We start from the raw sequence: 25,042 nt of genomic DNA on the forward strand, positions 1-25,042 counted from the left end.
TCCACAACAACTACGTCTACTGATGATGAAGATGAAGGCTTAGTCTGCCTTCTTGGACTTCATCATAAAAATGAAAATCTAAGAGAGCAAGAGATTTAACGAGCTAGAAGCAAATTATTGAGATAGGAGGTGAATCCTTTGGCCACCATTACGAAGGAAATGAGCATTACAGAAGTAGTCAGCAAGTACCCGCAGACAGTGCCGGTTTTTATGGAGCATGGGATGGGTTGCCTGGGCTGCGCGGCGGCACGCTTTGAAAATATCGAGCAGGGAGCCATGGCCCACGGTATTGATGTTGCTAGCCTTGTTGCCGACCTGAATAAGGTGGTAAACAAAGAGGCTAAGGAAGGCTAAAGCTATGCCAGGGTAAATCGCTCTTTATAACCAACATAAAGGGCGATTTTTTTATAAAGGGGGTGGGGAGCCGTGAGCTGCCCGGCGGATCGTTCTTTCTGTGAACTGGTGGTGGCTCTATCAACCATCCTGGATATAGAAGAAGAGACTAAACTTTACCATGCCTGGCGGGTAGCCCTGGTGGCCCAGGAACTGGCCCAAAAAGTATTGCCCGGTCAGGCCACCCAGGTTTTTTATGCCGGCCTGCTCCACGACATTGGTGCCATGGGCCTGGACGACCACCTGGTGCACCTTACTCTTAAGGCAGGAGCCAGGCAAAACCCGGAAATAAGGGGCCACCCTGCCAGGGGGGCGACCATGGTAACCGCCATTCCTGGCCTGGGCGAGGAAGTGGCGGCCATGATCCGCGATCACCATGAACGCTGGGATGGTTCCGGCTACCCCCAGGGCCTTAAAGGCGGAGCTATCGTTCCCGGTGCCCTCCTCCTGGGGGTGGCTGATGAATTTGATCTAACCCTGCGGGCTTACCCTGGCAGCGACTGGTCTACCGTCAAAAAGGCCATGGCCTGGACGGTCCAGGCGGCCTTTCCGCCGGAACTGTTAACAGTTCTCGATAGCCTGATGGCGGGCTCGTTATTTGCAGAAGTAGCCACCAATGCCGCCCTGGAGTTAAAAATGTTCAGGGTAATTTTAGACCTGCCACCTGTAAATTTCCAGGTGGCTGAGCCGATGAAAATTACTATCAACCTTTTTGCCCAGATAATCGACGCCAAACACGCTTATACGGCCGGTCATTCCCGCCGGGTGGCCAGCTACGCCATGCGGCTGGCCCGCTGCCTGGGTTTTAGCGAAGAAGCAATCCAGCGCCTGGAAATTGCCGGGCTCCTCCATGATTTTGGCAAAATTGCCGTTCCCCGGGCCATTTTAGATAAACCAGGTCGGCTCGATGCCCGGGAATTAAAGGTGGTACGCCAGCATCCAGTGCGGACCATAGATTTATTGACCAGTGTTACCAGTTTAAAAGATATAGCCCATGATGCCGGCCTGCATCACGAACGTTATGATGGCAAGGGTTATCCTTATGGCCTGCATGATGGGGAAATCCCCCTGGGGGCGCGGATCATAGCCGTAGCCGATGCCTTTGATGCCATGACTTCCTTAAGGCCCTACCAGCCTACCCGGACACCCGAAGAAGCAGTGGCTATTCTAAGCCGGGGTAGTGGCAGCCAGTTTGACCCGGCAGTTGTGGCCGTCGCCTCGTGTTTGCTTACATAACTGGAAGTGGTGGTGATGGCCTTGCGCTCTTTACGCTGGAAGATCGCCTTAAACTTTTTAACCCTCCTCTTTTTGACCTTGGTGGCAGCTTATCTTTACCTGCGCCAGGCCATCCTTGACGCCCTGGGGCTGCCGTGGCTGCCGCCCTTCCGGGCGGGTGTACTGGTGGCCGGGCTGGAAGGTCAGCTCCTGCTGACCATGCTGGTGATCCTGGTAGTTATGATCGCCGGGACCTTTATCCTGTCCCGGGGGATAATTATGCCCCTGACGGCCCTGCTACCCCTGACGCAAAAAATTGCCGGCGGCGACCTGGAGCAGCGGATCGAGATTCAAAGTAATGATGAAATAGGGTTGTTGAGCCACCACCTCAATGTCATGGTGGAAACTTTACGCAACAACTTCCGGGAAATGGCAGAAGAAAGAAATAAAATGCAAGCAATTCTTGCCAGTATGAGTGACGCCCTGTTAACTGTGGACCAGGTGGGCCGGGTAATGCTTTTAAATCCGGCGGCTGAAGCCATGTTTGGCAAGAAAGGTACGGAAGTTGAGCACAAGTATTTACTGGAAGTAATTCGCAATCATGAGGTCGATAAACTCGTCAAAGAAATCCTGTCCAGCGGCATGCCCCTGGAGATAGAAACCCGCCTTTTTCCTACTACTAATCAGCTTTTTAAAATTTATGGGGCGCCCATTCTCAGTGCCCAAAAACGGGTAGTGGGTGCGGCCCTGACCATCCGGGATATAACAAATATCCGCCGCTTGGAACAAATGCGGACGGAGTTTGTGGCCAACGTTTCCCACGAACTGCGCACGCCCCTGACGTCTATCCGGGGGTTTGTGGAGACCCTGCTGGAAGGGGCCCTGGAAGACCCGGAAGTGAGCCGCCGTTTTCTGGGTATTATCAATAAAGAGGCCCAGCGCCTACAGCAGTTAATTGAAGATCTCCTGGCTCTCTCGCGGCTGGAAAATCAACCCCAGCGGGTCCGCCCCGGCCGGGCCAAGCTCATACCTACCCTGGAGGGAGTTTTGGCTACAGTTAATCCCCTGGCCCGGGAAAAGGGGGTTAATCTGGAAGTAGAAATACCGGAAGGCCTGCCCTCCCTGGCCATTGGCGAGAATTATTTAAGTCAGGTTTTGCTAAATTTAATTGACAATAGCATTAAGTACACCCCTGCCGGCGGCAGGGTAACGGTACGGGCCGGCCTGGAGAACGATGGCATCCAGGTGGAAGTAGAAGATACCGGTATTGGTATACCGGCAGAAAGCCTGCCCCGGGTTTTTGAACGTTTTTACCGGGTTGACAAGGCTCGCTCCAGGGAAATGGGGGGTACCGGCCTGGGCCTGGCTATAGTTAAGCATATCGTTGAAGCCCACGATGGTAATGTCGGTGTAACCAGCCAGCCGGGGCAGGGCAGCCGTTTCTTTTTTACCTTACCGGTAGTAACTGAAGGAAAGGTACAGGCGGAAAGTCCCATACCGGAGAAGCCTCAAAATTAATCTAAACTTAACAAGGCCATTATTGATTCTTAACAGGAATGAGTTATAATATCATTAAACTTAATACCTGATTACCTCCAAATCAGGTGTCCTCTGACCTCCTTATAATATATACACTCTTGTAAGCCCAGGTTTTCTGGGCCACTTTTTTAGGTATAAAAATGAAGGCCACTCCATAGAGGAGGGCCTTCATTTTAAAGAGCCGGTCAGAACCTTAACGCCGGCTACTGCAGCTACCTGCATAGCCTGCGACAACCTTCCGGCTGCCACAGACCATTACGGCAACTACAATAACCTTTGCTCGATGACCACAGCTACCTGGGAAGCCCGTAAAGATCTCTCGACCTTTACGAACCTCGAGCTTTTTGTTATAAAAGCCTTGCGGCAACTATGGTCATCTTAGCTCGACCAGCAACCATCCTTGCCGACCTGCCATTAATCCTTCGGACTAACGGCAAGCCATGACGAACAGATGCTGATCTGCCCGCCGGCCGGTCAGCAAGCCTTTTGACCTGCTGACGACCTTTGGCCGAAAATTAGCGAGCCCGTCATTGGACCCGATAATTTTCTGGGCTCGGCCCTGGCCGACCCTGCTGATAGTATTATGCCCCCGTTAAGTGTTAATATTTATTCTTAAGCCACCAAAATTGTTGCCAATTTATGGATTAAGATTAAGATAAAGCAATTCTAATGTGACTTTAATAATCTTTTGTTAAGCTAGAAGGAGTAAAAAAGGAGTGAAGGAAAGTGCACCTGGAAGCGGACCTCCATACCCACACCATCGCCAGCGGCCATGCGTACAGTACCGTTAAGGAACTGGCTGAAGCTGCTGAAAAACGGGGACTGAAGATGATTGCCATTACCGATCACGGCCTCAAAATGCCTGGCGGTCCCCATGAATATTACTTCAGCAATCTGGTAGCCCTGCCCCGCAAGATTGGCAGCGTAGAAATTCTACGGGGCGTGGAAGCAAATATCCTGGACCCAGAGGGTCACCTGGATGTACCCGACCACCTGCTGGACCAGTTAGACATTGTCCTGGCGGGCTTCCATACAGGTACTGGTTTCGATAACCGGTCCGAGGAAGAATATACCCGGGCCGCCCTGGCTGCCTTAAGGAATCCCCGGGTACATATTATCGTCCACCCGGGCAATCCCGAATTTCCCCTGAATATAGAAAAGCTGGTCCTGGCGGCTGCCGCCGAGCATAAAGCCCTGGAGATCAATAACAATTCCTTTAAGGTCAGCCGGCCGGGCAGCCTGCCCCGCTGTCAACTCCTGGCCAGGCTGGCCCAAAAATATAGGGTCTGGGTGGCTTTAAATAGCGATGCCCATGTCTTTACGGCAGTGGGCAATTTTGCCCGGGCCTGGCAGGTGGCCCGCAGTGCTGGTATTGGCGAAGACCAGGTGCTGAATTTGACTGTCAACCGCGTTAAGGAATACCTGGGCTGGCATCGCCGACGCCCCCAGCTAACCCAGGAAGAAAAGGCCTTGACTGGTAGGACTTCCCAACCCCGGGCGGTTGGTGTATAATGCCTGGGGGAGGTGATCTTCCTGGCGAAAACAAAAGAGCGCTTTGTCTGCCAGCAATGTGGATATGAAAGCTTAAGTTTTTTAGGCCGCTGCCCCGGTTGCGGCAGCTGGAACAGCCTGGTGGCTGAGACGATGCCCCTGGAAGGAATAAGCCGGCTGGCGGGATTGAAGGCACCTCCTGCTTTGCTGGCAGGGATAACTGATATTGCCGGGGAGCGCCTGGTAAGTTCTTTAAGCGAGTGGGACCGGGTGCTGGGGGGTGGCCTGGTACCTGGTTCCTTGCTTCTTGTCGGCGGGGCGCCTGGCATTGGCAAGTCGACTTTACTCCTCCAGGTGGCCCACAGGCTTGCCGCCAGGTATGGCAAGATCCTTTATGTCTCCGGTGAAGAATCGCCCGGGCAGGTCAGGCTCAGGGCCCAGCGCCTGGGGGCCCTTAGTGGGGAGATCTATTTACTGGCCGAGACGGATGTAGAAGCCATCCTGGCCGGGATAGAAGGGTTAGGCCCGGTAGCAGTCATTGTTGACTCCATCCAAACCATGTTCCTGCCGGCCATCCAGGCGGCGCCAGGGAGCGTATCCCAGGTGCGGGAATGTGCGGCGCGTTTTTTGCGCTTGGCCAAAGACGGTGGCCCGGCAGTAATCCTGGTCGGCCACGTCACCAAGGAAGGCTTCCTGGCCGGTCCCCGGGTCCTGGAACACCTGGTGGACACCGTCCTCTACCTGGAAGGAGAACGCTACCAGGCCTACCGGATCCTGCGTGCCGCCAAAAACCGTTTTGGTTCCACTAATGAAATCGGGATCTTTGAGATGGTTACCGGGGGGCTTAAGGAAGTGGCCAACCCGTCGGAAATGCTCCTGGCCGAGCGGCCGGCCGGGGTAGCCGGCTCCAGTGTAGTGGCCTGCCTGGAAGGGACCCGGCCCCTGCTCCTGGAGATCCAGGCCCTGGTGAGCCCGACTACCTTTGGCAACCCGCGGCGGCTGGCTACAGGGGTCGATTTTAACCGCGCCCTGTTGCTGACGGCAGTCCTGGAAAAACGGGCGGGATTACACCTGGGCGGCTATGACGTATACCTTAACGTCGCCGGCGGCATCGCCATCAATGAACCGGCAGCCGACCTCGCCATTTGCCTGGCCATAGCCTCCGGCCTTAAAGACCGGCCGGTAGAGGCCGAAACTTTAGTTTTAGGGGAGGTTGGCCTGGCGGGGGAAGTCCGGGCCGTAAGCCAGATTGAAAGGCGCATCGAAGAAGCTGCCAGGCTGGGTTTCAGGCGTTTTCTTATCCCGGCGGGTAATAAATGCCGTCTTATAGGCCGGAATGATTACGAAATCTATGATGTACGGTCAGTGGTTGAGGCCCTGGAACTCGGTTTGACGGCTTAAATCATGCTATAATTATAATATGCACGGCTTTGCCGGAATGGGGGTAACAGGGGATGTTTAAAGTGGGCGATAAAGTAGTGTATCCCATGCACGGGGCGGGAATCATTGAGGCCATTGAGGAGCGGGAGGTACTGGGTCAAAAGAAAAAGTACTACATTATGCGCTTTCCCCTGGGTGATATGAAGGTGATGCTGCCCCTGGAAAGTGAGCAGGTGGTGGGTTTAAGGGAAGTGGTAGACGAAGAGGGCGTTGAGCAAGTAATAAAGATTCTCAAAGAGAAAAAAGCTACCGGCAGTACCGGCACCAACTGGAACCATCGCTACCGGGCCAACCTGGAGAAGTTGCGTAGCGGTAACATTTACCAGATAGCCGAAGTAGTCAGTATCCTGGCCAGACGGGAGCACGATAAGGGGCTGTCCACCGGCGAGCGCAAAATGCTGGAAAATGCCCGCCAGATTTTAATCAGTGAACTGGCCCTGGCCCGCAACTATGAAAAAAAGCAGGTAGAAACCATGTTGGAAAAACTTTTAGCCTGATGGTTCCCATGGTATAAGATGGGGCCGGGTGAGGAAGAATTGAAAAGAAAGGAAGTAAAGAAGGTGAAGGGATGTTATACCGGATTTTACGGGGTGCCATAGCCCTGGTGGCGGCAGCGACGGGCTTTTATGCTGCCCAAATGGGACTGGCCATCTGGCAGCAGAGCTGGGGCAGCAGCCCTCTACCGGGCTTACGCTGGACCCTGCTGGCCCTGGTGACCTTGATTGCGGCCTTAATTGGCTATAGCCTGGCGCAGCGCCTGATTAATTTCGTCACCCAGTCGACGCGCTGGCTGGAGGGGAGGTTGCAGCGGACACCGGCCCAGGAAATAATCAGCGGTTCCTTAGGACTTATTTTTGGACTTATAATCGCTAATTTATTGGGGGCCTCCTTCTTTCACCTGCCCCTGGTGGGACCCTACATTCCTATGGCCGGCAGCCTCTTCTTTGGCTACCTAGGCTGGAGCCTGGGCACCAAGCGCAAGGACGAAGTCTGGGGACTGTTTAACCTCATTCCCCGCTGGGGTGGCAAGGACCGGGAAAAAGGCAAGATTGATAGCGGGAAACCGGGAGCCAAAATCCTGGATACCAGCGTTATCATTGACGGCCGTATAGCCGATATTATTAAAAGCGGCTTTATCGAAGGCACCGTGGTGATACCCTCTTTTGTCCTGGAAGAATTACGGCACATAGCAGATTCCTCTGACCTGTTAAAACGTAACCGCGGCCGGCGGGGCCTGGATATCCTCAATAAAATTCGCAAGGAAATGGCTGTGAACGTCAAGGTCCTGGAAGTTGATTTTGAAGACCTGACGGAGGTGGATAGCAAATTAGTCCGCCTGGCTCAGAAGCTGGCCGCCCCCATCCTGACCAATGATTACAACCTGAATAAGGTGGCCGAACTCCAGGGTGTGCGGGTATTGAACATTAATGAGCTGGCCAATGCTGTCAAACCCGTTGTCCTGCCGGGTGAAGAAATGACTGTCCAGGTCATCAAGGATGGCAAGGAGATTGGCCAGGGCGTGGCTTACCTTGATGACGGCACCATGATTGTGGTCGAAAATGGCCGCCGCTACATTGGCCAGACCATTGCCGTCCTGGTGACAAGCGTCCTGCAAACGGCAGCCGGCCGGATGATTTTTGCCCGGCCCAAAGGGCCGGAACGTAAAATGGGTTCCAACCACCAGGCCCTGGAGCGGAGTGAGTACCAGTGCCTTTCTTAAGCCTGATTGTGGCCGCCGCCGGCCAGGGCCGGCGGCTGGGGTCCGGTAGCAATAAGGTTTTTTTACCCCTGGGAGATAAACCCATCCTGGCCCACATCCTGGCAGTAGCCGAGGCTTCCCCCCTGGTAGATGAAGTCATCGTCGTTACCCGGCCCGAAGATATCCCCCTGTGCCATCAGGTGGTTACAGGTGGGCCTTACCGGAAGGTGAGGCAAATAGTCACCGGTGGGAGGGAGAGGCAGGATTCCATTGCGGCCGGCCTTAAGGCCGTAGCGCCGGCAGCAGAATGGGTGGCCGTGCACGATGGTGCACGGCCTTTTTTGAGTCCGGCCCTGCTGGAGCGGGTGATTACGGCGGCCCGGGATACCGGGGCGGCCATTGCAGCCCTCCCGGTGAAAGAAACCATTAAGAGGGGTAATACAGAGGATCTGGTTACTGCCACCCTGGAACGCCGGGGTCTCTGGGCGGTACAGACACCGCAAGTTTTCCGCCGGGACTGGCTGGCAGCGGCCTACCGGGAGGCTGAAATTAATGGCTGGCAGGCTACCGATGATGCGGCCCTGGTGGAAAGGGCGGGTTACCCGGTGAAACTAGTTCCAGGAGAAGAAGTAAATATTAAAATTACCACCCCGGGCGACCTGGTCCTGGCCCGGGCCATTATGGCAGGTGATAGTTAATGCGTACCGGCTGCGGTTTTGATGTCCACCGCCTGGTCCCGGGCCGGCGCCTGGTCCTGGGCGGGGTTGAAATCCCCTATTCCCTCGGCCTGGCCGGCCATTCCGATGCCGATGTTTTGCTCCATGCCCTGGCCGATGCCCTGCTGGGGGCGGCCGCCCTAGGGGATATCGGCAGGCATTTCCCCCCCGGGGACCCCCGGTATAAAGACGCCGATAGCCTGGTCCTGCTGCAGGAGGTTTACCGTATGGTCAGGCAGGCGGGCTACCGCCTGGGCAATGCCGATACCATTATCATAGCCGAGCAGCCCAAGCTCGCGCCCTTTATTGACAGCATGCGGGAGAGGATAGCCCGGGCCCTGGAAGTTCATAAAGGCCAGATCAGCATTAAGGCCACAACCACTGAGGGCTTGGGCTTTACAGGGCGGGGCGAGGGTATTGCCGCCCAGGCCAGCGTCTTGTTGCTTGACAGTGATGAACACCCCGGTTTATAATGTTTTTGATTAAAGGTTTATAACGCTAACGGCTATGAGCAGGGAGAGTAGGCGCACCAAGGGTCACCAGAGAGGGAGCACCAGTGGCTGGAAGTGGTCCCGGATACCGGGCGTTGAAGTGCCCCTGGGAGCTGCAGGGCTGAAGCGAAAGTAGGTTCTGCCGGCGGGCCCCGTTATGGCCTGGGCAATATATTGCCCGCTGAGGGGGAGAGCAATCTCCAAACAGGGTGGAACCGCGGCCTTTCGTCCCTGACGGGATGGAAGGCTTTTATAATTATCGGGAGGAGGTTGATAGCTTTGTGGCGGCAGCTAAAAAGGGATATTGAAGTTATTTTCCAGCGTGACCCGGCAGCGAGGAGCCTGCTGGAGGTCATCCTCTGTTATCCCGGTTTTCATGCCCTGCTCCTCCACCGCATCGCCCATTTCTTTTACTGCCATGGCCTGACCCTGCTGGCAAGGCTCATTTCCCAGTTCAACCGCTTCCTGACCGGGATTGAAATCCATCCTGGGGCTAAACTGGGTGAAGGCGTTTTCATCGACCACGGCATGGGAGTGGTTATCGGCGAGACGGCAGAAGTAGGTAATAACGTCACCCTGTACCAGGGAGTTACCCTGGGGGGTACCGGCAAGGAAAAGGGAAAGCGCCACCCCACCATTGGCAACAATGTCGTCATTAGTGCCGGGGCCAGGGTTCTGGGGAATATTACTATAGGCGATAATGTCAAAATAGGCGCCGGTTCCGTTGTTTTACGTGATGTGCCGGCCAACTGCACGGTGGTAGGTGTTCCGGGCAAGGTGGTTGTCCGTAACGGCCGCAAAATTGCCGATGCCGAAATCAGCGAAATCGACCTCCGCCACGACGAATTGCCGGATCCGGTTGCTGAAATGCTCCTCTGCCTGCAACGCCAGATCCAGCGTTTGGAACGAAGGATCGAAGAACTGGAGGCCAGCAAGGATGAGCATCTACCTGTACAATACGCTGACGGGACGAAAGGAAGAGTTCACTCCGTCTGAGCCGGGCCGGGTGCGGATGTATGTCTGCGGGCCGACCACTTATAACTATATCCACCTGGGCAACGCCCGGCCCCTGGTAGTCTTTGACGCCCTCCGGCGTTACCTGGAATACCGGAATTATGACGTCATTTATGTCCAGAATTTCACCGACATTGACGACAAGGTCATCAACAGGGCCCGGGAAGAAGGAGTACCGGTTTTAAGTATAGCTGAACGTTATATTGAAGAGTTTTTTCACGACGCCGATGCCTTAAATGTTAAGCGGGCCTCCCTTTATCCCCGGGTCAGCCAGCATATAGGAGATATTATCGCCGCCATCGAGGAGCTTATAAGGCGCGGTTTTGCCTATGAAGCCGGCGGCGACGTTTACTTTGAAGTAGAAAAGTTCCCCGCCTACGGCCGCCTGTCCAGGCGTACCCCCGGGGAAATGCGGGCCGGCGCCCGGGTGGAAGTCAATACCGCCAAGCGTAACCCCCTGGACTTTGCCCTCTGGAAGGCCGCCTGCCCCGGGGAACCGGCCTGGGATAGCCCCTGGGGGCCGGGCCGGCCGGGCTGGCATATTGAGTGCTCCACCATGGCCTTGAAATACCTGGGGGCAGGGTTCGATATCCACGGTGGCGGCGCTGATCTCATTTTTCCCCATCATGAAAACGAAATTGCCCAGGCAGAAGCCCAGACAGGCTGCCCTTTTGCCCGTTTCTGGCTGCATAACGGCTTTATCACCGTCAACCAAGAAAAGATGTCCAAGTCTAAAGGTAATTTCTTCCTGGTAAGGGACATCGCCAGCCGTTTCCGGCCCCTGGCGGTGCGCCTATTTTTACTTTCTACCCATTACCGCAGCCCCATTGACTTTGATGACGCCGGGCTCCTGGCCGCCGAGAAGGGCCTGGAACGCCTGGAAAATACCCGCCGCCTTTTGAACGAGGCCCGCTGCCACCTGGGAGGTGCCGGTGGGTCAACTGCCAGCAGCGAAAAGGGCGCTACCCTGGCCGGGCGGGTTGAAGAACTGCGCCAGGAGTTTACGGCTGCCCTGGATGATGACTTCAATACGGCGCGGGCCCTGGCGGCCCTTTACGACCTGGCCCGGGAGATCAATAGTTACCTTGCTGGGACGGCCCGGCCGGACGCCGGGGTTGTTAAAAGGGTAGCTACGGTTTTTGAGGAACTGGGCGAAAATGTCCTGGGCCTCTTTGGCCGGCCCCAGCAGCAGCTGGATGATGCTCTCCTGGAAGGCCTCATGGACATCATTTTAAGCATCCGCCAGGAAGCCCGGCAGCGCAAAGACTGGGCCACGGCCGACGCCATCCGCGACCGTCTCAAAGGCCTGGGGATAATCCTGGAGGATACTCCTTACGGGCCCCGCTGGAAGAAAAGCTGAGGACTCCCTCCTGGCAGCACGCCGCCACCAGCGAGGGCATGAAAATGCCTGGCTGGCATTTGTCGGAAGCGAGCGAGCTTCTACCGAGGGGCGAAGCAGCCCAGGCGAAGCTGAGGGATGATAAGCGGGGCCGAGGACAGCGAGGCCTTCGGCCGGATTCTAAAGGCAAGGATGCCGAATAGGCCGGGAACCCCGCCCGAGCCCGAGGCTGACCCAGCACTCAATTCGCAACGGTTTTGTTTGCGAAGAGATACCTATTACAAACGAGTTGAGTGCTGGGCGCTCCACAAGGGCCAGGGAGCGAGCGCGACAATGCCAGCCTGCAATAGAGTTATTTTTGGAGGAGCGACAGTGGATCCCGTTGCCGGCCTTTCACCCCTGGTTCTCGCCTATGTCGGAGACGCCGTTTACGAACTGCTGATCCGCACCCACCTGGTGCGCCGCGGCCCCGCCAGGCTGGAGCAATTGCACCGGGAAGCCGTACGTTTCGTCCGGGCCGCCGGCCAGGCCAGGTTAGTACCGGTCCTGGAGGCCCACTTGACGGCTACGGAAAAGGACATCCTGCGCCGGGGCCGTAACGCCCGGCCGGGTCACCTGCCCCGCAGCGCCGTCCCGGAGGAGTACCATTCCAGCACGGCCCTGGAAAGTCTCTTCGGTTACCTGTACCTCAAGGGCGAGTGGCAAAGACTGGATGAGCTTGCCCGGCTGATTTTTGAGCTGGCGGAAGTATAACAGGGAGAGGATTAAAATGCAAGTCGAACTCATCAGCCATACCCCGGAGCCGGAGCGCCTGGTGGCCGCGGCGGCCCGCCTCTGTTATTCGCCCCGGGGGGCAAGCAGGCTTCTGGCCGCAATGGATAGAGAGGAAATAGAAAGGCTGCTGCGCCTGCTTTTATCCCTGGGCCATGAATCCCCCCTGGAGCATATCACCTTTACCTTTGCCATAGAAGGGGTCAGCCGCGTCCTTTCCCACCAGCTGGTCAGGCACCGCATAGCTTCCTATTCCCAGAAATCCCAGCGTTACGTCAACGAAGACAACTTCACCTACATTATCCCCCCCAGCATCGCCGCCGTGCCGGAAGCCCTGGCTCGCTACCAGGAATGTATGAGGGCCTTACAAAAGGCATATCATGAAATACAGGAGCTGGTCCCCCGGGAAGATGCCCGCTACCTGTTACCCAATGCCTGTGAGACAAAGCTGGTATGTACCTTTAATGCCCGCAGTTTGTTTAATTTTTTTCGCCTGCGTTGCTGTAACCGGGCCCAGTGGGAAATCCGGGAACTGGCCTTAAAAATGAGGGACCAGGTGAGAAAGATTGCTCCCCTCATTTTTAGCCACGCCGGGCCCACCTGCGAGACGGAAGGCGTCTGCCACGAAGGCGCCCTGAGTTGTGGCCGGGCGCCGGTTGTCCGTGCCAGGGAGGAAAGTTAATGGACGATATTCTTGCCGGCCGCAACCCGGTCCGGGAAGCCCTGCGGGCCGGCCGGCCCTTGCATAAAATTTTAATGGCCCCCCGGCTGGAAGGCAGGGTAATTGGCGAGATCCTCGCCCTGGCCCGGAGCCAGGGAATTCCTGTCCAGCGGGTGGACAGGCCGGTCCTGGATAAAATGGCAGGTTCCCGACACCAGGGCGTGGTAGCCCTGGCGGCGGCCAGGAGTTATGGCGAACTTGACGACCTCCTATCCCTGGCGCGGGAAAAACAGGAGTCCCCCTTTTTAATCATGCTGGACCAGGTGGAGGATCCCCATAACCTGGGGGCCATTTTACGCTCGGCAGAAGCCGCCGGCGCCCACGGCATTATTATCCCCCGGCGACGTACGGCGGGTTTAACCACAGCCGTGGCCCGGGCTGCTGCCGGAGCCCTGGAGTATGTCCCTGTAGCCAGGGTGACCAACCTGTCCCAGGCCATCGCCAGGCTAAAGACTGAAGGGATCTGGGTCATTGGTGCTGAGGGCGATGGCACCAGGGAAGCCTTTGCTACCGATTTTACCATACCCCTCGTCCTGGTCTTCGGGAGCGAGGGCCGGGGGCTTTCCCCCCTGGTCAGGTCCCACTGTGATTTTACCGTGAGATTGCCCCTGCGCGGGAGAATTAATTCTTTAAATGTTGCTGCCGCAGCTGCAGTTTTAATGTATGAGGTCGTCCGCCAGAGGTATTGCTGCCCGGTATGAAACGGGGTGAACCTGTGCCTGATGTGCTCATTGTTGACGGCTATAACTTTTTATACAGCTGGCCGGAATTAGTTAAGCTAAAAGAAGAGTCAAGTTTTGCCCATGCCCGCGATAAACTAATAGCAGAGTTAATTAATTACCAGGCTTACTGGGGTGGACAGGTAATAATTGTCTTTGATGCCCATAAGGTTGCCGGGGCAGTGGAAAAGAAGGAAAAGATCGGCGGCGTGGAGATTATTTACAGTCGTGAGGGTGAAACGGCTGACGCTGTCATCGAGAAACTGGTAAGGAACCTCAATACTCAAGGCCAGGTTTACGTAGCAACTGCCGATGCGGCCGAGCAGTGCATGATCCTGGGAGGCGGGGCCCTCCGTCTACCGGTAGCCGAGTTAAAGGCTTACATTGAAAACGCCCACCGGGAGATGGCCAGGGAGGGCCAGAAGGCCCCCCAGAGGAACTCCCTGGATGGGCGACTCCAAGGGGAAACCCTTAAAGTTCTAGAAAAATGGCGCCGCCAGTAGGCAGTAGTTAACTCTTGCGGTTGAGATGGGTTTCTTGTATAATTATTGATGTTATTGGACAAGATATAGGGCCTCCTTTTATTACTATGGTTCTTGGAAATCCAGGGTGGAGGCGTTGGCATGAGCGTCAATGTACAGCAGGAAACGTGGCAACCCTATGAAGTTCTTGGGGATGAGGACATTGTTTACCTGGCCCAGGAGGGTGATGAAGTAGCCCAGGAATATTTGATTAATAAGTACCGCAATTTTGTCCGAGCGAAAGCACGTTCCTATTTCCTCATTGGCGCTGACCGGGAGGATATTGTCCAGGAAGGGATGATTGGCCTTTACAAGGCCATCCGCGATTTTCGCGGTGACAAGTTGTCCTCCTTCCGGGCCTTTGCCGAGCTGTGCATTACCCGGCAGATTATCACGGCCATTAAAACAGCCACCCGGCAAAAGCACATCCCCCTGAACTCTTATGTCTCTCTCAATAAGCCCATTTATGACGAAGATTCCGATCGCACCCTGCTGGACATTATTTCTGGTTCCAAGATTACCGACCCGGAAGAGCTCATCATCAGCCAGGAAGAATTCGTTGACATCGAAGAAAAAATGGGCGAGATTTTAAGTTCCCTGGAGTGGAAAGTTTTAATGTCTTACCTGGAAGGTAAATCCTACCAGGAGATTGCCGTTGACCTGAAACGCCATGTTAAATCCATCGATAATGCCCTCCAGCGCGTGAAGCGCAAGCTGGAGCGTTATTTGGAACGGCGGGATAATAACCAGTAATTACCGGGAAAAAGGGCTTGACGCCAACAAGGCAGGATGCTATAATTACTGTTGCGCCTGAAAAGGAAATATGGAGGGGTTCCCGAGTTGGCCAAAGGGGGCAGACTGTAAATCTGCTGGCGCAGCCTTCGCTGGTTCAAATCCAGCCCCCTCCACCATATAAATTTATATTGCGGGGTGGAGCAGTTGGTAGCTCGTCGGGCTCATAACCCGAAGGTCGTTGGTTCGAATCCATCCCCCGCAACCATGCCCATATAGCTCAGTCGGTAGAGCGTCGCCTTGGTAAGGCGGAGGTCACCGGTTCAATCCCGGTTATGGGCTCCAAAAATTCATCTCAGAAGGAGCAAGATAGCTCCTTTTTTTATTGCCCCAAGAAAATAATAATAAGCATTGGCCTTTCTTTTTGCCACCAGAGTTGTTATACTGTTGCCGAGGTGAAGACAGTTGGCCCTGACCTGTGGTATTATCGGCCTGCCCCTGGTAGGCAAAACGACGTTATTCAACCTTTTAACCCAGGCTGAGGCGGAGACCTCGGCCTTTGCCGGCCGGACAAAAACCAATATCCGCACCGCGCCCATTCCCGACCCCCGCCTCGATTTTCTGGCGTCCCTTTACCACCCTCGTAAAGTTACCCCGGCCACCCTGGAGATTATTGATGTACCGGGATTGACCCGTGGCGCCGGGGCAGCCTTCCTGGCTGCCGTCCGGGAGGTAGATGCCCTGCTTCATGTCGTCCGTGCCTTTCAACGGGAGGACGTGCTCCATGTGGAGGGAAGCCTCAATCCGGTGCGCGACCTGGAGATGATCAATGCGGAACTCCTGCTGGCTGACCTGCAACTGGTGGAAACCAGGCTGGAACGCATTGCCGCCAGCAAGAAGATTAAGGGCGACCTGCTGGCCGAACAAAGCGCCTTACGCCGCTGCCAGGAAGCCCTGGAAGCGGAAAAGCCTTTATTGGAAGCTGGTCTTACGGCCGAAGAATGGCAGGTTTTACGGCACATGGGGTTTTTAACCACCAAACCCATGATCATTGTGGTCAATATTGACGAAGAGCAGTTACGGGCAGGTCATTATGAGGGCCAGGAAGAGGTTGAGGCCTATGCTGCCGCCAGGGGCATCCCGGTTTTAACCCTTTGTGCGGCCTTGGAAGCCGAAATAGCCCGTCTGGAACCCGCCGACCGGGAAGTATTCCTGCAAGAAATGGGCATTACCGAACCGGGTATTGACCGGCTGGCCCGGGCCATTTACCGTCGCCTGGGGTTAATTTCCTTCCTCACGGCCGGGGAAGATGAGGTCCGCGCCTGGACCATCAAAGAGGGCACCAATGCCCGGGCCGCGGCCGGTAAGATTCACAGCGATATTGAGCGGGGCTTCATCCGCGCCGAAGTGGTGAACTTCAACGACCTGGAAAGGCTGGGCGACATGAATAAAGTGAAGGAGAAAGGCCTGGCCCGTCTGGAGGGCAAAGATTATATCGTCCAGGATGGCGATATTATTAACTTTCGCTTTAATGTTTAATGATAATTACCCAGCCAAATCCCCCATACGGGGGATTTTTTATTTGGTAACCACCGGTGCAGGAGATACATAAAATACCTGGAGGGATTAAAAAGGAGGGGGTAAAAGGCCCGCAGCCTGGAGTGGCATCTGGCGGCCAGTATCTATTTTCAGAGGGGGTGGCATCATGGCTGAAGTCCAGATCCAGCCTGAAGCCCAGGTACGGGACATCTTTGCCGATGGCGGCCTGGTATTCCTTTTCCTGTTCCTGTTGATCGCTTTATTTATCTTCGTTTAGCCCGGTAACCTGCCGGGCGTTTTTCCAGGAGTGTAACCTCCTGGCAGGCAATGGCATAAGTTAAAGTAAAACCTGGAGAAATTGGAGAGGGGGCCACAAGATGGCAGATAGCATTTTCGGCAACTGGGCTTTTATCCTCTTCCTGGTACTGATACTACTGTTCTTCGGTAATTAACCGCCTCTAACTACCGGAGAAAGGGGGAATAACCATGGGCGGCTTCTTCGGACCAGGTCCATTTGGCAGCTGGGCTTTAATCCTGTTCTTGATCCTCATCCTGCTCTTCTTTGGCAATTAATCCTGGTTAGGTATTCCGGAAAGGGGGAATAACCATGGGCGGCTTCTTCGGACCAGGCCCATTTGGCAGCTGGGCCTTGATCCTGTTCCTGGTTCTCATCCTGCTCTTCTTCGGCAACTAGCAGCTAAAGTGAAAGGGCGCTACGTGGCGCCCTTTTGCCATTCTATATACAGGGTATTTATAGCATTTACTTGAAGGTCTGTATTTCTTCGGCCAGCACAGGTAGAATCTGATGAACATCGCCTACAATGCCGTAATCGGCAACCCTGAAGATAGGAGCGCTGGCGTCAGTATTAATGGCTACTATACAGCCCGAACGCTGCATGCCGGCAAGGTGCTGGATGGCTCCGGAGATGCCGCAAGCTATATACAGTTTGGGCTGCACAGTTTTACCTGTCTGGCCCACCTGATGCTCGCGGCCAATCCAGCCGGCCTCCACAGCTCCCCGGGAAGCACCTACAGTAGCCCCCAGGAGGGCCGCGATTTTTTCTAGCTTCCGGAAGCCTTCCGGTCCACCCAAACCACGCCCGCCGGCAATAATTATTTCCGCTTCTTCCAGGTTTACTGTAGTTGCAGTTGTTTGTACAATTTCCAGTACTGTGGTTCGCAGGACTTCGGGGGGGATAGTATAAGATTGCCTGATGACCTCGCCCTTGCGGGTGTAATCCGGCTCTAATTTCACTATCACCCCCGGGCGCACCGTGGCCATCTGGGGCCGGTGGTGGGGGCAGGCGATGGTAGCCATGAGATTACCACCAAAGGCCGGCCGGGTCTGGAGGAGAATTTTTTCTTCAGGGTCAACGGCTAAACCAGTACAATCGGCAGTCAGGCCGGTATTCAGGCGCCGGGCCAGGCGCGGGGCCAGGTCACAGCCGATATGGGTAGCACCGAGGAGGAGGATTTCTGGCCGGTATTCCTGCACCAGGTTACTGAGAATATAAGTATAAGGCTCAGTGCGGTAACTGGTCAGCTCCTGGTGTTCCACCAGGTAAACACGATCAGCGCCGCAGGCGATGAGCTGGCTGGCAAGGCCGGCAACGCCCTGACCTAACAGTACGGCAGTTACATCAGTATTACTTTGGGAAGCGAGTTCCCGGGCGACGCCCAGGAGTTCCAGCACTACCCCGGCCAGGCGCCCTTGCCGCTGCTCGGCAAAGACCCAGATGCCTGCATAAGTTACGGGCCCTTCCTCAGCCCTTCCAGTACTCTTTCCTGGGACCTCATCTAGAGTGATAGCGTGGAATTTACAAACTTCTATGCAGGCTCCGCAGCTATTACAGTTATCTTTGAAACGGGCCCGTTTATCAACTACTTCTATAGCGTCAAAGGGGCAGTGGCGCACGCACAGGCGGCAACCCGTGCAGAGGTCACTATTTATACGCATGGTTTTAACCAGGACCTCCTTCTATAATTGTTCAAATTTCAAGATCCGGCGTTCTTTAAGATGTTGCAGGAGGGTGCGGCAACTCTCCTGGGGAGAGCCGTTAAGGATGGTGCAGCTTTTTTTATGCTCCGGTATAAAAGTCCGGCGTACCCGGGTGGGCGACCCGTTAAGTCCTGTGAGAGCGGTAACGGCCGCTATGTCTGCACTCGTCCAGGCAGTGACGCCCTGCCGGCAAGCGCGGACAATACCACGGATAGAGGGATAGCGCGGGGTGTTCAGTTCTTTGACTACTGTAAAGAGGGCCGGCAGCCTGGTCTCCACCACTTCGTAGCCGTTCTCCAGAGCCCGTTGTAAGCGACAGGTACCGTCGGGCGCCAGGCTTAACTGCTGAACGTAGGTTACCTGGGGTATATCCAGCAGTTCGGCCAATTGGGGGCCCACCTGGGCTGTATCACCGTCAATGGCCTGGCGGCCGGTCAGCACCAGATCAAAAGAACCTATTTTCTTGATAGCCCGGGCCAGGGTATAAGAAGTGGCTGCTGTGTCAGCGCCGGCAAAATTACGATCGCTTAAGAGAATGGCCCGGTCAACCCCCATGGCCAGGGCTTCCAGCAGGGCATCCTGAGCCTGGGGCGGTCCCATGGACAGGGCAATAACTTCCGCCCCCTGCTGATCCTTAATAGCCAGGGCCGCCTCCAGGGCGTGAAGATCTTCGGGGTTGATTATACTGGGTACGCCTGTACGGATCAGGGTACCGGTACGCGGGTCGATGCGCACTTCCGTGGTATCGGGCACTTGCTTGATGCAGACGATTATGCGCATGGGCTTTTCCTCCTATCGTAACATGCTGGCTGAGATGACCAGACGCTGGACTTCAGATGTACCCTCATATATCTCGGTTATTTTGGCATCACGGAAGAACCGTTCTACGGGATAATCCTTCATGTAACCGTACCCGCCATGGATCTGGACGGCTTTGATGGCCTGCTGCATGGCCGTCTCCGAGGCAAAAAGCTTGGCCATGGCCGCTTCCCGTGAGAACGGGCGTTTCCTGTCTTTAAGCCACGCCGCCCGGTAAGTCAGCAGGCGAGCTGCTTCGATCTGGGTGGCCATATCGGCCAGCATCCACTGGATGGCCTGGAAAGAACCAATGGGCCTGCCGAACTGCTCTCGCTCTCTGGCATAGCGCACGGAAGCGTCCAGGCAGGCCTGGGCTATACCCAGAGCCTGGGCAGCAATACCGATGCGCCCCCCGTCCAGGGTCTGCATGGCAATTTTGAAGCCATCTCCTTTTTCGCCCAGGCGGTTTTCCACAGGGACAGGACAATCCCGGAAAATGAGTTCGGTCGTACTGGAGGCGCGGATACCGAGTTTGTCTTCTTTTTTTCCAAAGGAGAGGCCGGGCGTACCTTTTTCAACTATGAAGGCCGTTAAACCGTGGCTCCCCTTGCCCAGGCCAGTCCTGGCAAAGACAATATAGACATCCGCCACACCGCCATTGGTGATGAAAACTTTATTGCCATTAAGGATATAATGATCTCCTTCTTGGATGGCAGTAGCCTGGAGGGAACCGGCATCGGTCCCGGCATTGGGTTCGGTCAACGCGAAAGCTCCCAGTTTTTTTCCCTGGGCCAGGGGTACAAGAAAGCGCTGCTTCTGTTCCTCGGTACCAAACTGGTAGATGGGGTGGGCCCCCAGGGAAGTGTGGGCCGAGACAATAACGGCTGTAGCAGCACAAACCCGTGCCAGTTCTTCGATGGTGATGATGTAGCTTAAAGTATCGGCCCCTGCCCCGCCGTATTCTTCTGGGAAAGGAATGCCCAGCAGGTTATAATCAGCCATCTGGTGGACGATTTCCCAGGGAAAGGTGCCGCTGGCATCCCGTTCGGCAGCTCCAGGAGCTACTTCCTTCCGGGCAAATTCCCGTACCATCTGGCGAATCATTTCCTGCGTTTTGTTGAGATTGAATTCCATCTTTAAGCACCTCCGGTTACAAATAAACATATCAAGCAAGCCATGAAATATTAGTGGGCACATTCACGAAACCGGCTTCATGACTACGGCTTCTCCTTTGAGGACCAGCTTTCCCTCCTGGTTGGTGGCAATGGTCTTGAGGCGGATGATCTTCTTTTCCGGCTTCTTTTCCAGGACTTCTACCTGGGCAGTAATGGTATCGCCAATGCGTACCGGAGATGTAAACTCCAGTTCCTGCTTGAGGTAAACGGTATTTATGCCTGGCAGTTTCGTACCCAGGACAGCAGATATGAGACCGGCAGTTAGCATCCCATGGGCAATTCTTTCTTTAAAGATGCTTTTCCTGGCGAACTCGGCATCAATGTGAACCGGATTGAAATCCCCCGTGATACCGGCAAAGGTATAGATGTCGCATTCTGTAATAGTTTTGGTCAGGCTGGCCTTCTGACCGATCTGGATGGCATCGAATTCCAGGCTTTGATCCATATCAGTCACTCCCTGGGCTTAAAAACTTTAGCGATTGTAAGTATAGACAGTATAAGTTACTGGGGGGTTACGAAAGCCCGTAGGGGTGCGGGAAAAGACGGGTTAAAGTGGAAGCCGGGCAGCAAGTAAAAGTGTAACCTAACAGTAACCAGGTTGCCCTAGTATATGTGATGAAGTGAAGAAGTTTAAGCAGGGAAGGTGAGTTCGAATGACCTGAGTAAGAATCTTAATTAAATAATTATATAAATGCGAGTTAATGAAACAGAGGTATTGTTAAAACAAAATGGAGGATGACGGGCGTGGACAATGTGGTTATTCTCAGTGCAGTGCGCACGGCCATCGGCAGTTTTGGGGGAACCTTAAAGGACATTCCGGCAGTAGAATTGGGGGCCATCGTGATAAAAGAAGCCCTGCACAGAGCCGGGATAGAACCCGGCCAGGTGGATGAAGTAATCCTGGGTAATGTACTCCAGGCAGGACTGGGACAGAACCCGGCACGCCAGGCAGCCATCAAGGCCGGCCTTCCCGTGGAAGTCCCGGCTATAACGATCAATATGGTCTGCGGCTCGGGCCTGCGGGCCATCAACCTGGCCGCCCGCCTTATTGAGGCAGGGGAGGCGGATGTTATTGTGGCCGGAGGCGTAGAGAATATGTCCCGGGCACCTTACGCCCTGCCTGGAGCTCGCTGGGGTAGCCGTATGGGAGATGACCAGGTAATAGATGTGATGCTTAAAGATGGTCTCTGGGATGCTTTCTATAACTACCACATGGGCATTACTGCCGAAAACCTGGCCGAACGTTACCATATTACCCGGGAAGAGCAGGATTGTTTTGCCCTGGAGAGCCAGAGGCGGGCAGAAAAGGCTGTTAAGGAAGGGCGTTTCCGGGATGAGATTGTCCCGGTACAAGTACCCCAGCGTAAAGGAGAGCCTGTCGTGTTTGTCCAGGATGAGTTCCCCCGTTTTGGCACCACTGCGGAGGCCCTGGCCAAATTGAAACCTGCCTTCAAAAGGGATGGGACGGTTACGGCCGGTAATGCTTCGGGGATTAACGATGGAGCAGCAGCAGTGGTGCTAACTTCGGCCTGGAAAGCCGAAACCCTGGGTCTGAAGCCTGTGGCCTCCATTCGCAGCTGGAGTACGGCCGGGGTAGACCCCAGCATCATGGGCATCGGGCCGGTGGAGGCCACTCGTAAAGCGCTGAAGCGGACCGGTCTTACCATTGCCGACCTGGACCTGATCGAAGCCAACGAAGCCTTTGCTGCCCAATCCCTGGCGGTAGCTAAAGAACTGGAACTGGATTTAACTAAGACCAACGTGAACGGTGGTGCTATAGCCCTGGGGCATCCCATTGGCGCCAGCGGTGCCAGAATTTTGGTTACTTTGGTGCATGAAATGCAAAAGCGCCAGAGCCGGTATGGTCTGGCAACCCTGTGTGTGGGCGGTGGCATGGGAGTAGCTACGATTGTAGAGAGGACCTGAAAAGGAAGGTTAATAAAATTATATCAAAAAATATTTCGAGGAGGAGAACTCATGCGTATAAAGGATAAAGTAGCCATCATTACCGGAGGAGCTAGGGGCATCGGCAAGGAAACGGCACTTCTTTTTGCCCGTGAAGGGGCCATGGTGGTAATTTGCGATTTTGATGCGGCGGCGGGGGAACAAACTCTCGCAGAACTCAAGTCTACAGGAGCCCGGGCTCTTTTCTTCAAGGTAGATGTCACCGACAGGGCCAGCGTACAAAACATGGTAGATGCCACAAAAGGGGAGTTCGGCCGGATCGATATTTTAATTAACAATGCCGGCATCACAGCAGACGCCTTCTTGACCAAAATGACTGAAGAACAATGGGATAAAGTCATTGCTGTTAACCTGAAAGGCGTATTCAACTGCACCCAGGCCGTGGTGCCCATTATGATGGAACAGGGTTCGGGTGTAATTCTCAACGCCTCTTCGGTAGTGGGGGTTTACGGGAATGTAGGCCAGACCAACTATGCTGCTACCAAGGCCGGGGTAATCGGCATAACGAAGTCCTGGGCCAAAGAACTTGGCAAAAAAGGGATACGCGTCAATGCCATCGCGCCGGGCTTTATCATTACCGATATGACGGCCAAAGTACCGGAAAAGGTCCTGGAACTGATGCAATCCAGGACACCATTGGGACGCCTGGGGGTACCCCGGGATGTGGCGGCGGCTTACCTGTTCCTGGCTTCTGATGAAGCGTCATATATTAACGGCCAGGTGCTGGGTGTAGACGGTGGCCTGATGATCTAGAAGCAGGCACCTGGACTACCCTTTTTGTAGCCAATGGCAATTGAGATTAGCAGGAAGGAGGAAAACCATTGAAGCTGAAGCAAAAAGGCACTCTGTCGTTAATTGCATTATTATTTTTAATGCTGTTGTTATCAGGTTGTAGTGGGGGCAAAGATAGGGCAAAGGCTTCTGAGGCCAGGAAGCCGATTAAAATCGGGATAGTTACCTCCCTCACCGGAGCCCTGGAGACTTATGGTAAAGCAACTATAAATGGTTTTGAACTGGGACTGGAGTATGCTCCCAGGGGAAGAAAGAAGTTGCCGGGCGACCTGTAGAAATATTAACTGAGGACACTACCACCAAGCCTGATGTAGCTAAGCAAAAAGCCTTGAAGCTGCTGGAAGAGGAAAAAGTGGATATCCTGGTGGGCAGCGCCAGTTCCGCCGATGCCCTGGCCATCCTGCCCCTGGCCCAGGAGTATCAGCGCATTATGGTGGTCGAGCCGGCAGTGGCCGACAGCATTACCGGTGCCCAGTGGAATAAATACATCTTCCGGACGGCTCGCAACTCTTCCCAGGATGCCCTGGCCGTGGCGGCAGCCATTGCCGGAGCCAAACCCGGCGCCTCGGTAGCCATCCTGGCCCAGGATTATTCTTTCGGTCGCGAGGGTGCCGCCGCCTTCGTAAAAGCCGGGGAACAGAAAGACCTGAAGGTAATTCTCCAGGAATTCGCCCCTATGAACGCCACCGACTTTACGGCCAACATCCAGCGTATTATCAATGCTAAACCCGATTATCTATTTGTCATCTGGGCCGGTAGCGCCAATACTCCCTGGAAACAGATCACGGATATGCGGGTGCCGGAAAAGGGTATCAAGATCATAACGGGTACGCCGGAGATCGCTGCCATGAAAGCCATGATGAACCTGGTGGGGCAGGAAGGTTATTCCGTATACTATTATGGCCTGCCCAAAAACAAAGCCAATGACTGGCTGGTCCAGGAGCATAAAAAACGCTTTAACGGGCAGCCTCCCGACCTCTTTACCCCTGGCGGCTTTGCGGCTGCAATGGCCATAGTTCAGGCCCTGGAGAAAACCGGCGGTGATACCAGCGCCGAGAAGCTTATCGAAGTTATGGAAGGCATGAGTTTTGAGACCCCCAAGGGTCCTATGACCTTCCGTAAAGAGGACCATCAGGCCCTGCAGACGCTCTACCATATTAAATTCGAGCAGAAGGAAGGCTTTGATTACCCGGTACCGATTCTGATCCGGGAGATAAAGCCGGAGGAAACCGTGACGTCTATTATGAACAAGCATTAAATTTTTATAATTATACTATGCCGGGGAGTAATAACCCCGGCATTTTTGGCTTCAGGAGTGATGGCTCTTGCAGGTGGCAATCTATCCGGGTACCTTTGACCCGGTAACAAATGGCCATTTGGATATCATTAAACGGGCAGCAAACCTTTTTGAAAGTGTAATTGTTGCAGTGGCCGTCAGTACTCCTAAAAGGACATATTTAAATTTAGCAGAAAGATTAGAGTTACTTAAAGCTGCTACCAGCCACCTCGCCAACGTAAACGTCAAACCTTTTTCGGGGTTAATGGTTAATTTCGCCAGAAAGGAAGGAGCTTCGGTCATTATCAAAGGGTTAAGAGCGGTATCTGATTTTGAATCTGAGATGCAGGTGGCCTTAATGAATAAAAAGCTGGCTGAAGATATTGAAACCATTTTTCTGATGGCCACAACGGAATACTCTTTTGTTAGTGCAAGTATTGTCCGCCAGGTTGCTATAGTTGGAGGATGCCTCGAAGGACTGGTGCCGCCGGAGGCAGCAGAAATTTTACAGCGACATTTCAGGCGCCGGTAGAGGAGGTATAAGCAGTTTTTTCCTGGTAACTGTCATGTAACTATATAACCGTAAAATAATGATAAAACAAATGATTAAAAAAGGCGCGGGAGGTGACAGGGAAAAGTATTTTTATTGTAGAATTCATGCCTGGATAATAAGGGAAGGAGGAAAAAGTATTGAGGA

24 protein-coding genes, 3 tRNA genes and 1 pseudogene are annotated in these 25,042 nt (G+C 54.5%); 24 read left to right on the top strand and 4 right to left on the bottom strand.

The features are described 5' to 3' along the window. Nucleotides 1-159: 159 nt before the first annotated feature. From MOST_RS12955 to ychF, 20 genes are all read left to right on the top strand, one after another. Entirely contained in the window at nucleotides 160-354 is a 195-nt protein-coding gene (locus MOST_RS12955; RefSeq protein ID WP_054935939.1) for a DUF1858 domain-containing protein, read from the top strand. Nucleotides 355-426: 72 nt separating this feature from the next. Next, on the top strand, nucleotides 427-1,629 hold the full coding sequence (locus tag MOST_RS12960; protein WP_054935932.1) for an HD-GYP domain-containing protein: 1,203 nt from the start codon (nucleotides 427-429) through the stop codon (nucleotides 1,627-1,629). 15 nt (nucleotides 1,630-1,644) lie between these two features. Then, entirely contained in the window at nucleotides 1,645-3,126 is a 1,482-nt protein-coding gene (pnpS, locus tag MOST_RS12965; protein WP_054935931.1) for a two-component system histidine kinase PnpS, read from the top strand. 747 nt (nucleotides 3,127-3,873) lie between these two features. Further along, the gene (locus tag MOST_RS12970; RefSeq protein ID WP_054935930.1) at nucleotides 3,874-4,659 is read left to right on the top strand and encodes a phosphatase; all 786 of its coding nucleotides are present in this window, start codon (nucleotides 3,874-3,876) and stop codon (nucleotides 4,657-4,659) included. 21 nt (nucleotides 4,660-4,680) lie between these two features. Then, nucleotides 4,681-6,039, top strand: coding sequence for a DNA repair protein RadA (gene radA, locus MOST_RS12975; RefSeq protein ID WP_054935938.1), 1,359 nt, complete (start codon nucleotides 4,681-4,683; stop codon nucleotides 6,037-6,039). 53 nt (nucleotides 6,040-6,092) lie between these two features. Beyond that, the gene (locus MOST_RS12980) at nucleotides 6,093-6,575 is read left to right on the top strand and encodes a CarD family transcriptional regulator (protein WP_054935929.1); all 483 of its coding nucleotides are present in this window, start codon (nucleotides 6,093-6,095) and stop codon (nucleotides 6,573-6,575) included. A gap of 71 nt (nucleotides 6,576-6,646) precedes the next feature. Next, complete coding sequence (locus MOST_RS12985) at nucleotides 6,647-7,798, top strand: PIN/TRAM domain-containing protein (protein WP_054935928.1); 1,152 nt, start codon at nucleotides 6,647-6,649, stop codon at nucleotides 7,796-7,798. Next, nucleotides 7,786-8,475: a 2-C-methyl-D-erythritol 4-phosphate cytidylyltransferase gene (gene ispD / locus MOST_RS12990; RefSeq protein ID WP_054935927.1), complete on the top strand. Its 690-nt coding sequence runs from the start codon at nucleotides 7,786-7,788 to the stop codon at nucleotides 8,473-8,475. Before MOST_RS12985 ends, ispD begins: the two co-directional genes overlap by 13 nt. Next, nucleotides 8,475-8,966 (top strand): 2-C-methyl-D-erythritol 2,4-cyclodiphosphate synthase, encoded by a 492-nt coding sequence (gene ispF, locus MOST_RS12995; RefSeq protein WP_054935926.1) that lies wholly within the window; start codon nucleotides 8,475-8,477, stop codon nucleotides 8,964-8,966. The genes ispD and ispF overlap by 1 nt, the downstream gene beginning before the upstream one ends. 297 nt (nucleotides 8,967-9,263) lie before the next feature. Beyond that, entirely contained in the window at nucleotides 9,264-9,980 is a 717-nt protein-coding gene (gene cysE / locus MOST_RS13000; RefSeq protein ID WP_054935925.1) for a serine O-acetyltransferase, read from the top strand. After that, nucleotides 9,928-11,358: a cysteine--tRNA ligase gene (gene cysS / locus MOST_RS13005; protein ID WP_054935937.1), complete on the top strand. Its 1,431-nt coding sequence runs from the start codon at nucleotides 9,928-9,930 to the stop codon at nucleotides 11,356-11,358. The genes cysE and cysS overlap by 53 nt, the downstream gene beginning before the upstream one ends. A gap of 351 nt (nucleotides 11,359-11,709) precedes the next feature. Next, the gene (locus MOST_RS13010) at nucleotides 11,710-12,090 is read left to right on the top strand and encodes a Mini-ribonuclease 3 (protein ID WP_054935924.1); all 381 of its coding nucleotides are present in this window, start codon (nucleotides 11,710-11,712) and stop codon (nucleotides 12,088-12,090) included. Between the two features lie 16 nt (nucleotides 12,091-12,106). Further along, nucleotides 12,107-12,790, top strand: coding sequence for an FAD-dependent thymidylate synthase (gene thyX / locus MOST_RS13015; protein WP_054935923.1), 684 nt, complete (start codon nucleotides 12,107-12,109; stop codon nucleotides 12,788-12,790). After that, on the top strand, nucleotides 12,790-13,530 hold the full coding sequence (gene rlmB / locus MOST_RS13020; RefSeq protein ID WP_054935922.1) for a 23S rRNA (guanosine(2251)-2'-O)-methyltransferase RlmB: 741 nt from the start codon (nucleotides 12,790-12,792) through the stop codon (nucleotides 13,528-13,530). The genes thyX and rlmB overlap by 1 nt, the downstream gene beginning before the upstream one ends. A gap of 14 nt (nucleotides 13,531-13,544) precedes the next feature. After that, on the top strand, nucleotides 13,545-14,051 hold the full coding sequence (locus MOST_RS13025) for an NYN domain-containing protein (protein ID WP_161952849.1): 507 nt from the start codon (nucleotides 13,545-13,547) through the stop codon (nucleotides 14,049-14,051). 120 nt (nucleotides 14,052-14,171) lie between these two features. Further along, entirely contained in the window at nucleotides 14,172-14,822 is a 651-nt protein-coding gene (sigH, locus tag MOST_RS13030) for an RNA polymerase sporulation sigma factor SigH (protein WP_054935920.1), read from the top strand. 72 nt (nucleotides 14,823-14,894) lie between these two features. Continuing rightward, nucleotides 14,895-14,980, top strand: a tRNA-Tyr gene (locus MOST_RS13035). Nucleotides 14,981-14,993: 13 nt separating this feature from the next. After that, nucleotides 14,994-15,069, top strand: a tRNA-Met gene (locus MOST_RS13040). A gap of 1 nt (nucleotide 15,070) precedes the next feature. Beyond that, a tRNA-Thr gene (locus tag MOST_RS13045) sits at nucleotides 15,071-15,146 on the top strand. A 120-nt stretch (nucleotides 15,147-15,266) separates the two neighbouring features. Continuing rightward, nucleotides 15,267-16,340, top strand: a complete 1,074-nt coding sequence (gene ychF / locus MOST_RS13050) for a redox-regulated ATPase YchF (RefSeq protein WP_083476493.1) — start codon at nucleotides 15,267-15,269, stop codon at nucleotides 16,338-16,340. 760 nt (nucleotides 16,341-17,100) lie between these two features. On the opposite strand, the gene MOST_RS13055 is transcribed toward ychF, so the two are convergent. From MOST_RS13055 to MOST_RS13070, 4 genes are all read right to left on the bottom strand, one after another. Next, nucleotides 17,101-18,297, bottom strand: coding sequence for an electron transfer flavoprotein subunit alpha/FixB family protein (locus MOST_RS13055; protein ID WP_054935919.1), 1,197 nt, complete (start codon nucleotides 18,295-18,297; stop codon nucleotides 17,101-17,103). 21 nt (nucleotides 18,298-18,318) lie between these two features. After that, a complete protein-coding gene (locus MOST_RS13060; protein ID WP_054935918.1) occupies nucleotides 18,319-19,119 on the bottom strand; it encodes an electron transfer flavoprotein subunit beta/FixA family protein in 801 nt (266 codons plus the stop codon). 12 nt (nucleotides 19,120-19,131) lie between these two features. Next, entirely contained in the window at nucleotides 19,132-20,271 is a 1,140-nt protein-coding gene (locus tag MOST_RS13065; protein ID WP_054935917.1) for an acyl-CoA dehydrogenase, read from the bottom strand. 63 nt (nucleotides 20,272-20,334) lie between these two features. Then, nucleotides 20,335-20,757, bottom strand: a complete 423-nt coding sequence (locus MOST_RS13070) for a MaoC family dehydratase (RefSeq protein WP_054935916.1) — start codon at nucleotides 20,755-20,757, stop codon at nucleotides 20,335-20,337. Nucleotides 20,758-21,056: 299 nt separating this feature from the next. Here MOST_RS13070 and MOST_RS13075 point away from each other — a divergent pair, with 299 nt between their 5' ends. The 4 genes and pseudogenes from MOST_RS13075 (at nucleotide 21,057) to coaD (ending at nucleotide 24,877) form a co-directional block, all read left to right on the top strand. Then, entirely contained in the window at nucleotides 21,057-22,238 is a 1,182-nt protein-coding gene (locus MOST_RS13075) for an acetyl-CoA C-acetyltransferase (RefSeq protein ID WP_106007191.1), read from the top strand. Between the two features lie 51 nt (nucleotides 22,239-22,289). Beyond that, a complete protein-coding gene (gene fabG, locus MOST_RS13080; RefSeq protein ID WP_054935914.1) occupies nucleotides 22,290-23,030 on the top strand; it encodes a 3-oxoacyl-ACP reductase FabG in 741 nt (246 codons plus the stop codon). Nucleotides 23,031-23,098: 68 nt separating this feature from the next. Further along, nucleotides 23,099-24,327, top strand: a pseudogene (locus MOST_RS13085) (substrate-binding domain-containing protein). 67 nt (nucleotides 24,328-24,394) lie between these two features. Beyond that, nucleotides 24,395-24,877: a pantetheine-phosphate adenylyltransferase gene (coaD, locus tag MOST_RS13090; RefSeq protein ID WP_054935913.1), complete on the top strand. Its 483-nt coding sequence runs from the start codon at nucleotides 24,395-24,397 to the stop codon at nucleotides 24,875-24,877. Nucleotides 24,878-25,042 lie beyond the last annotated feature (165 nt).

The organism is Neomoorella stamsii, assembly GCF_002995805.1.
GTDB lineage: Bacteria > Bacillota > DSM-521 > Neomoorellales > Neomoorellaceae > Neomoorella > Neomoorella stamsii.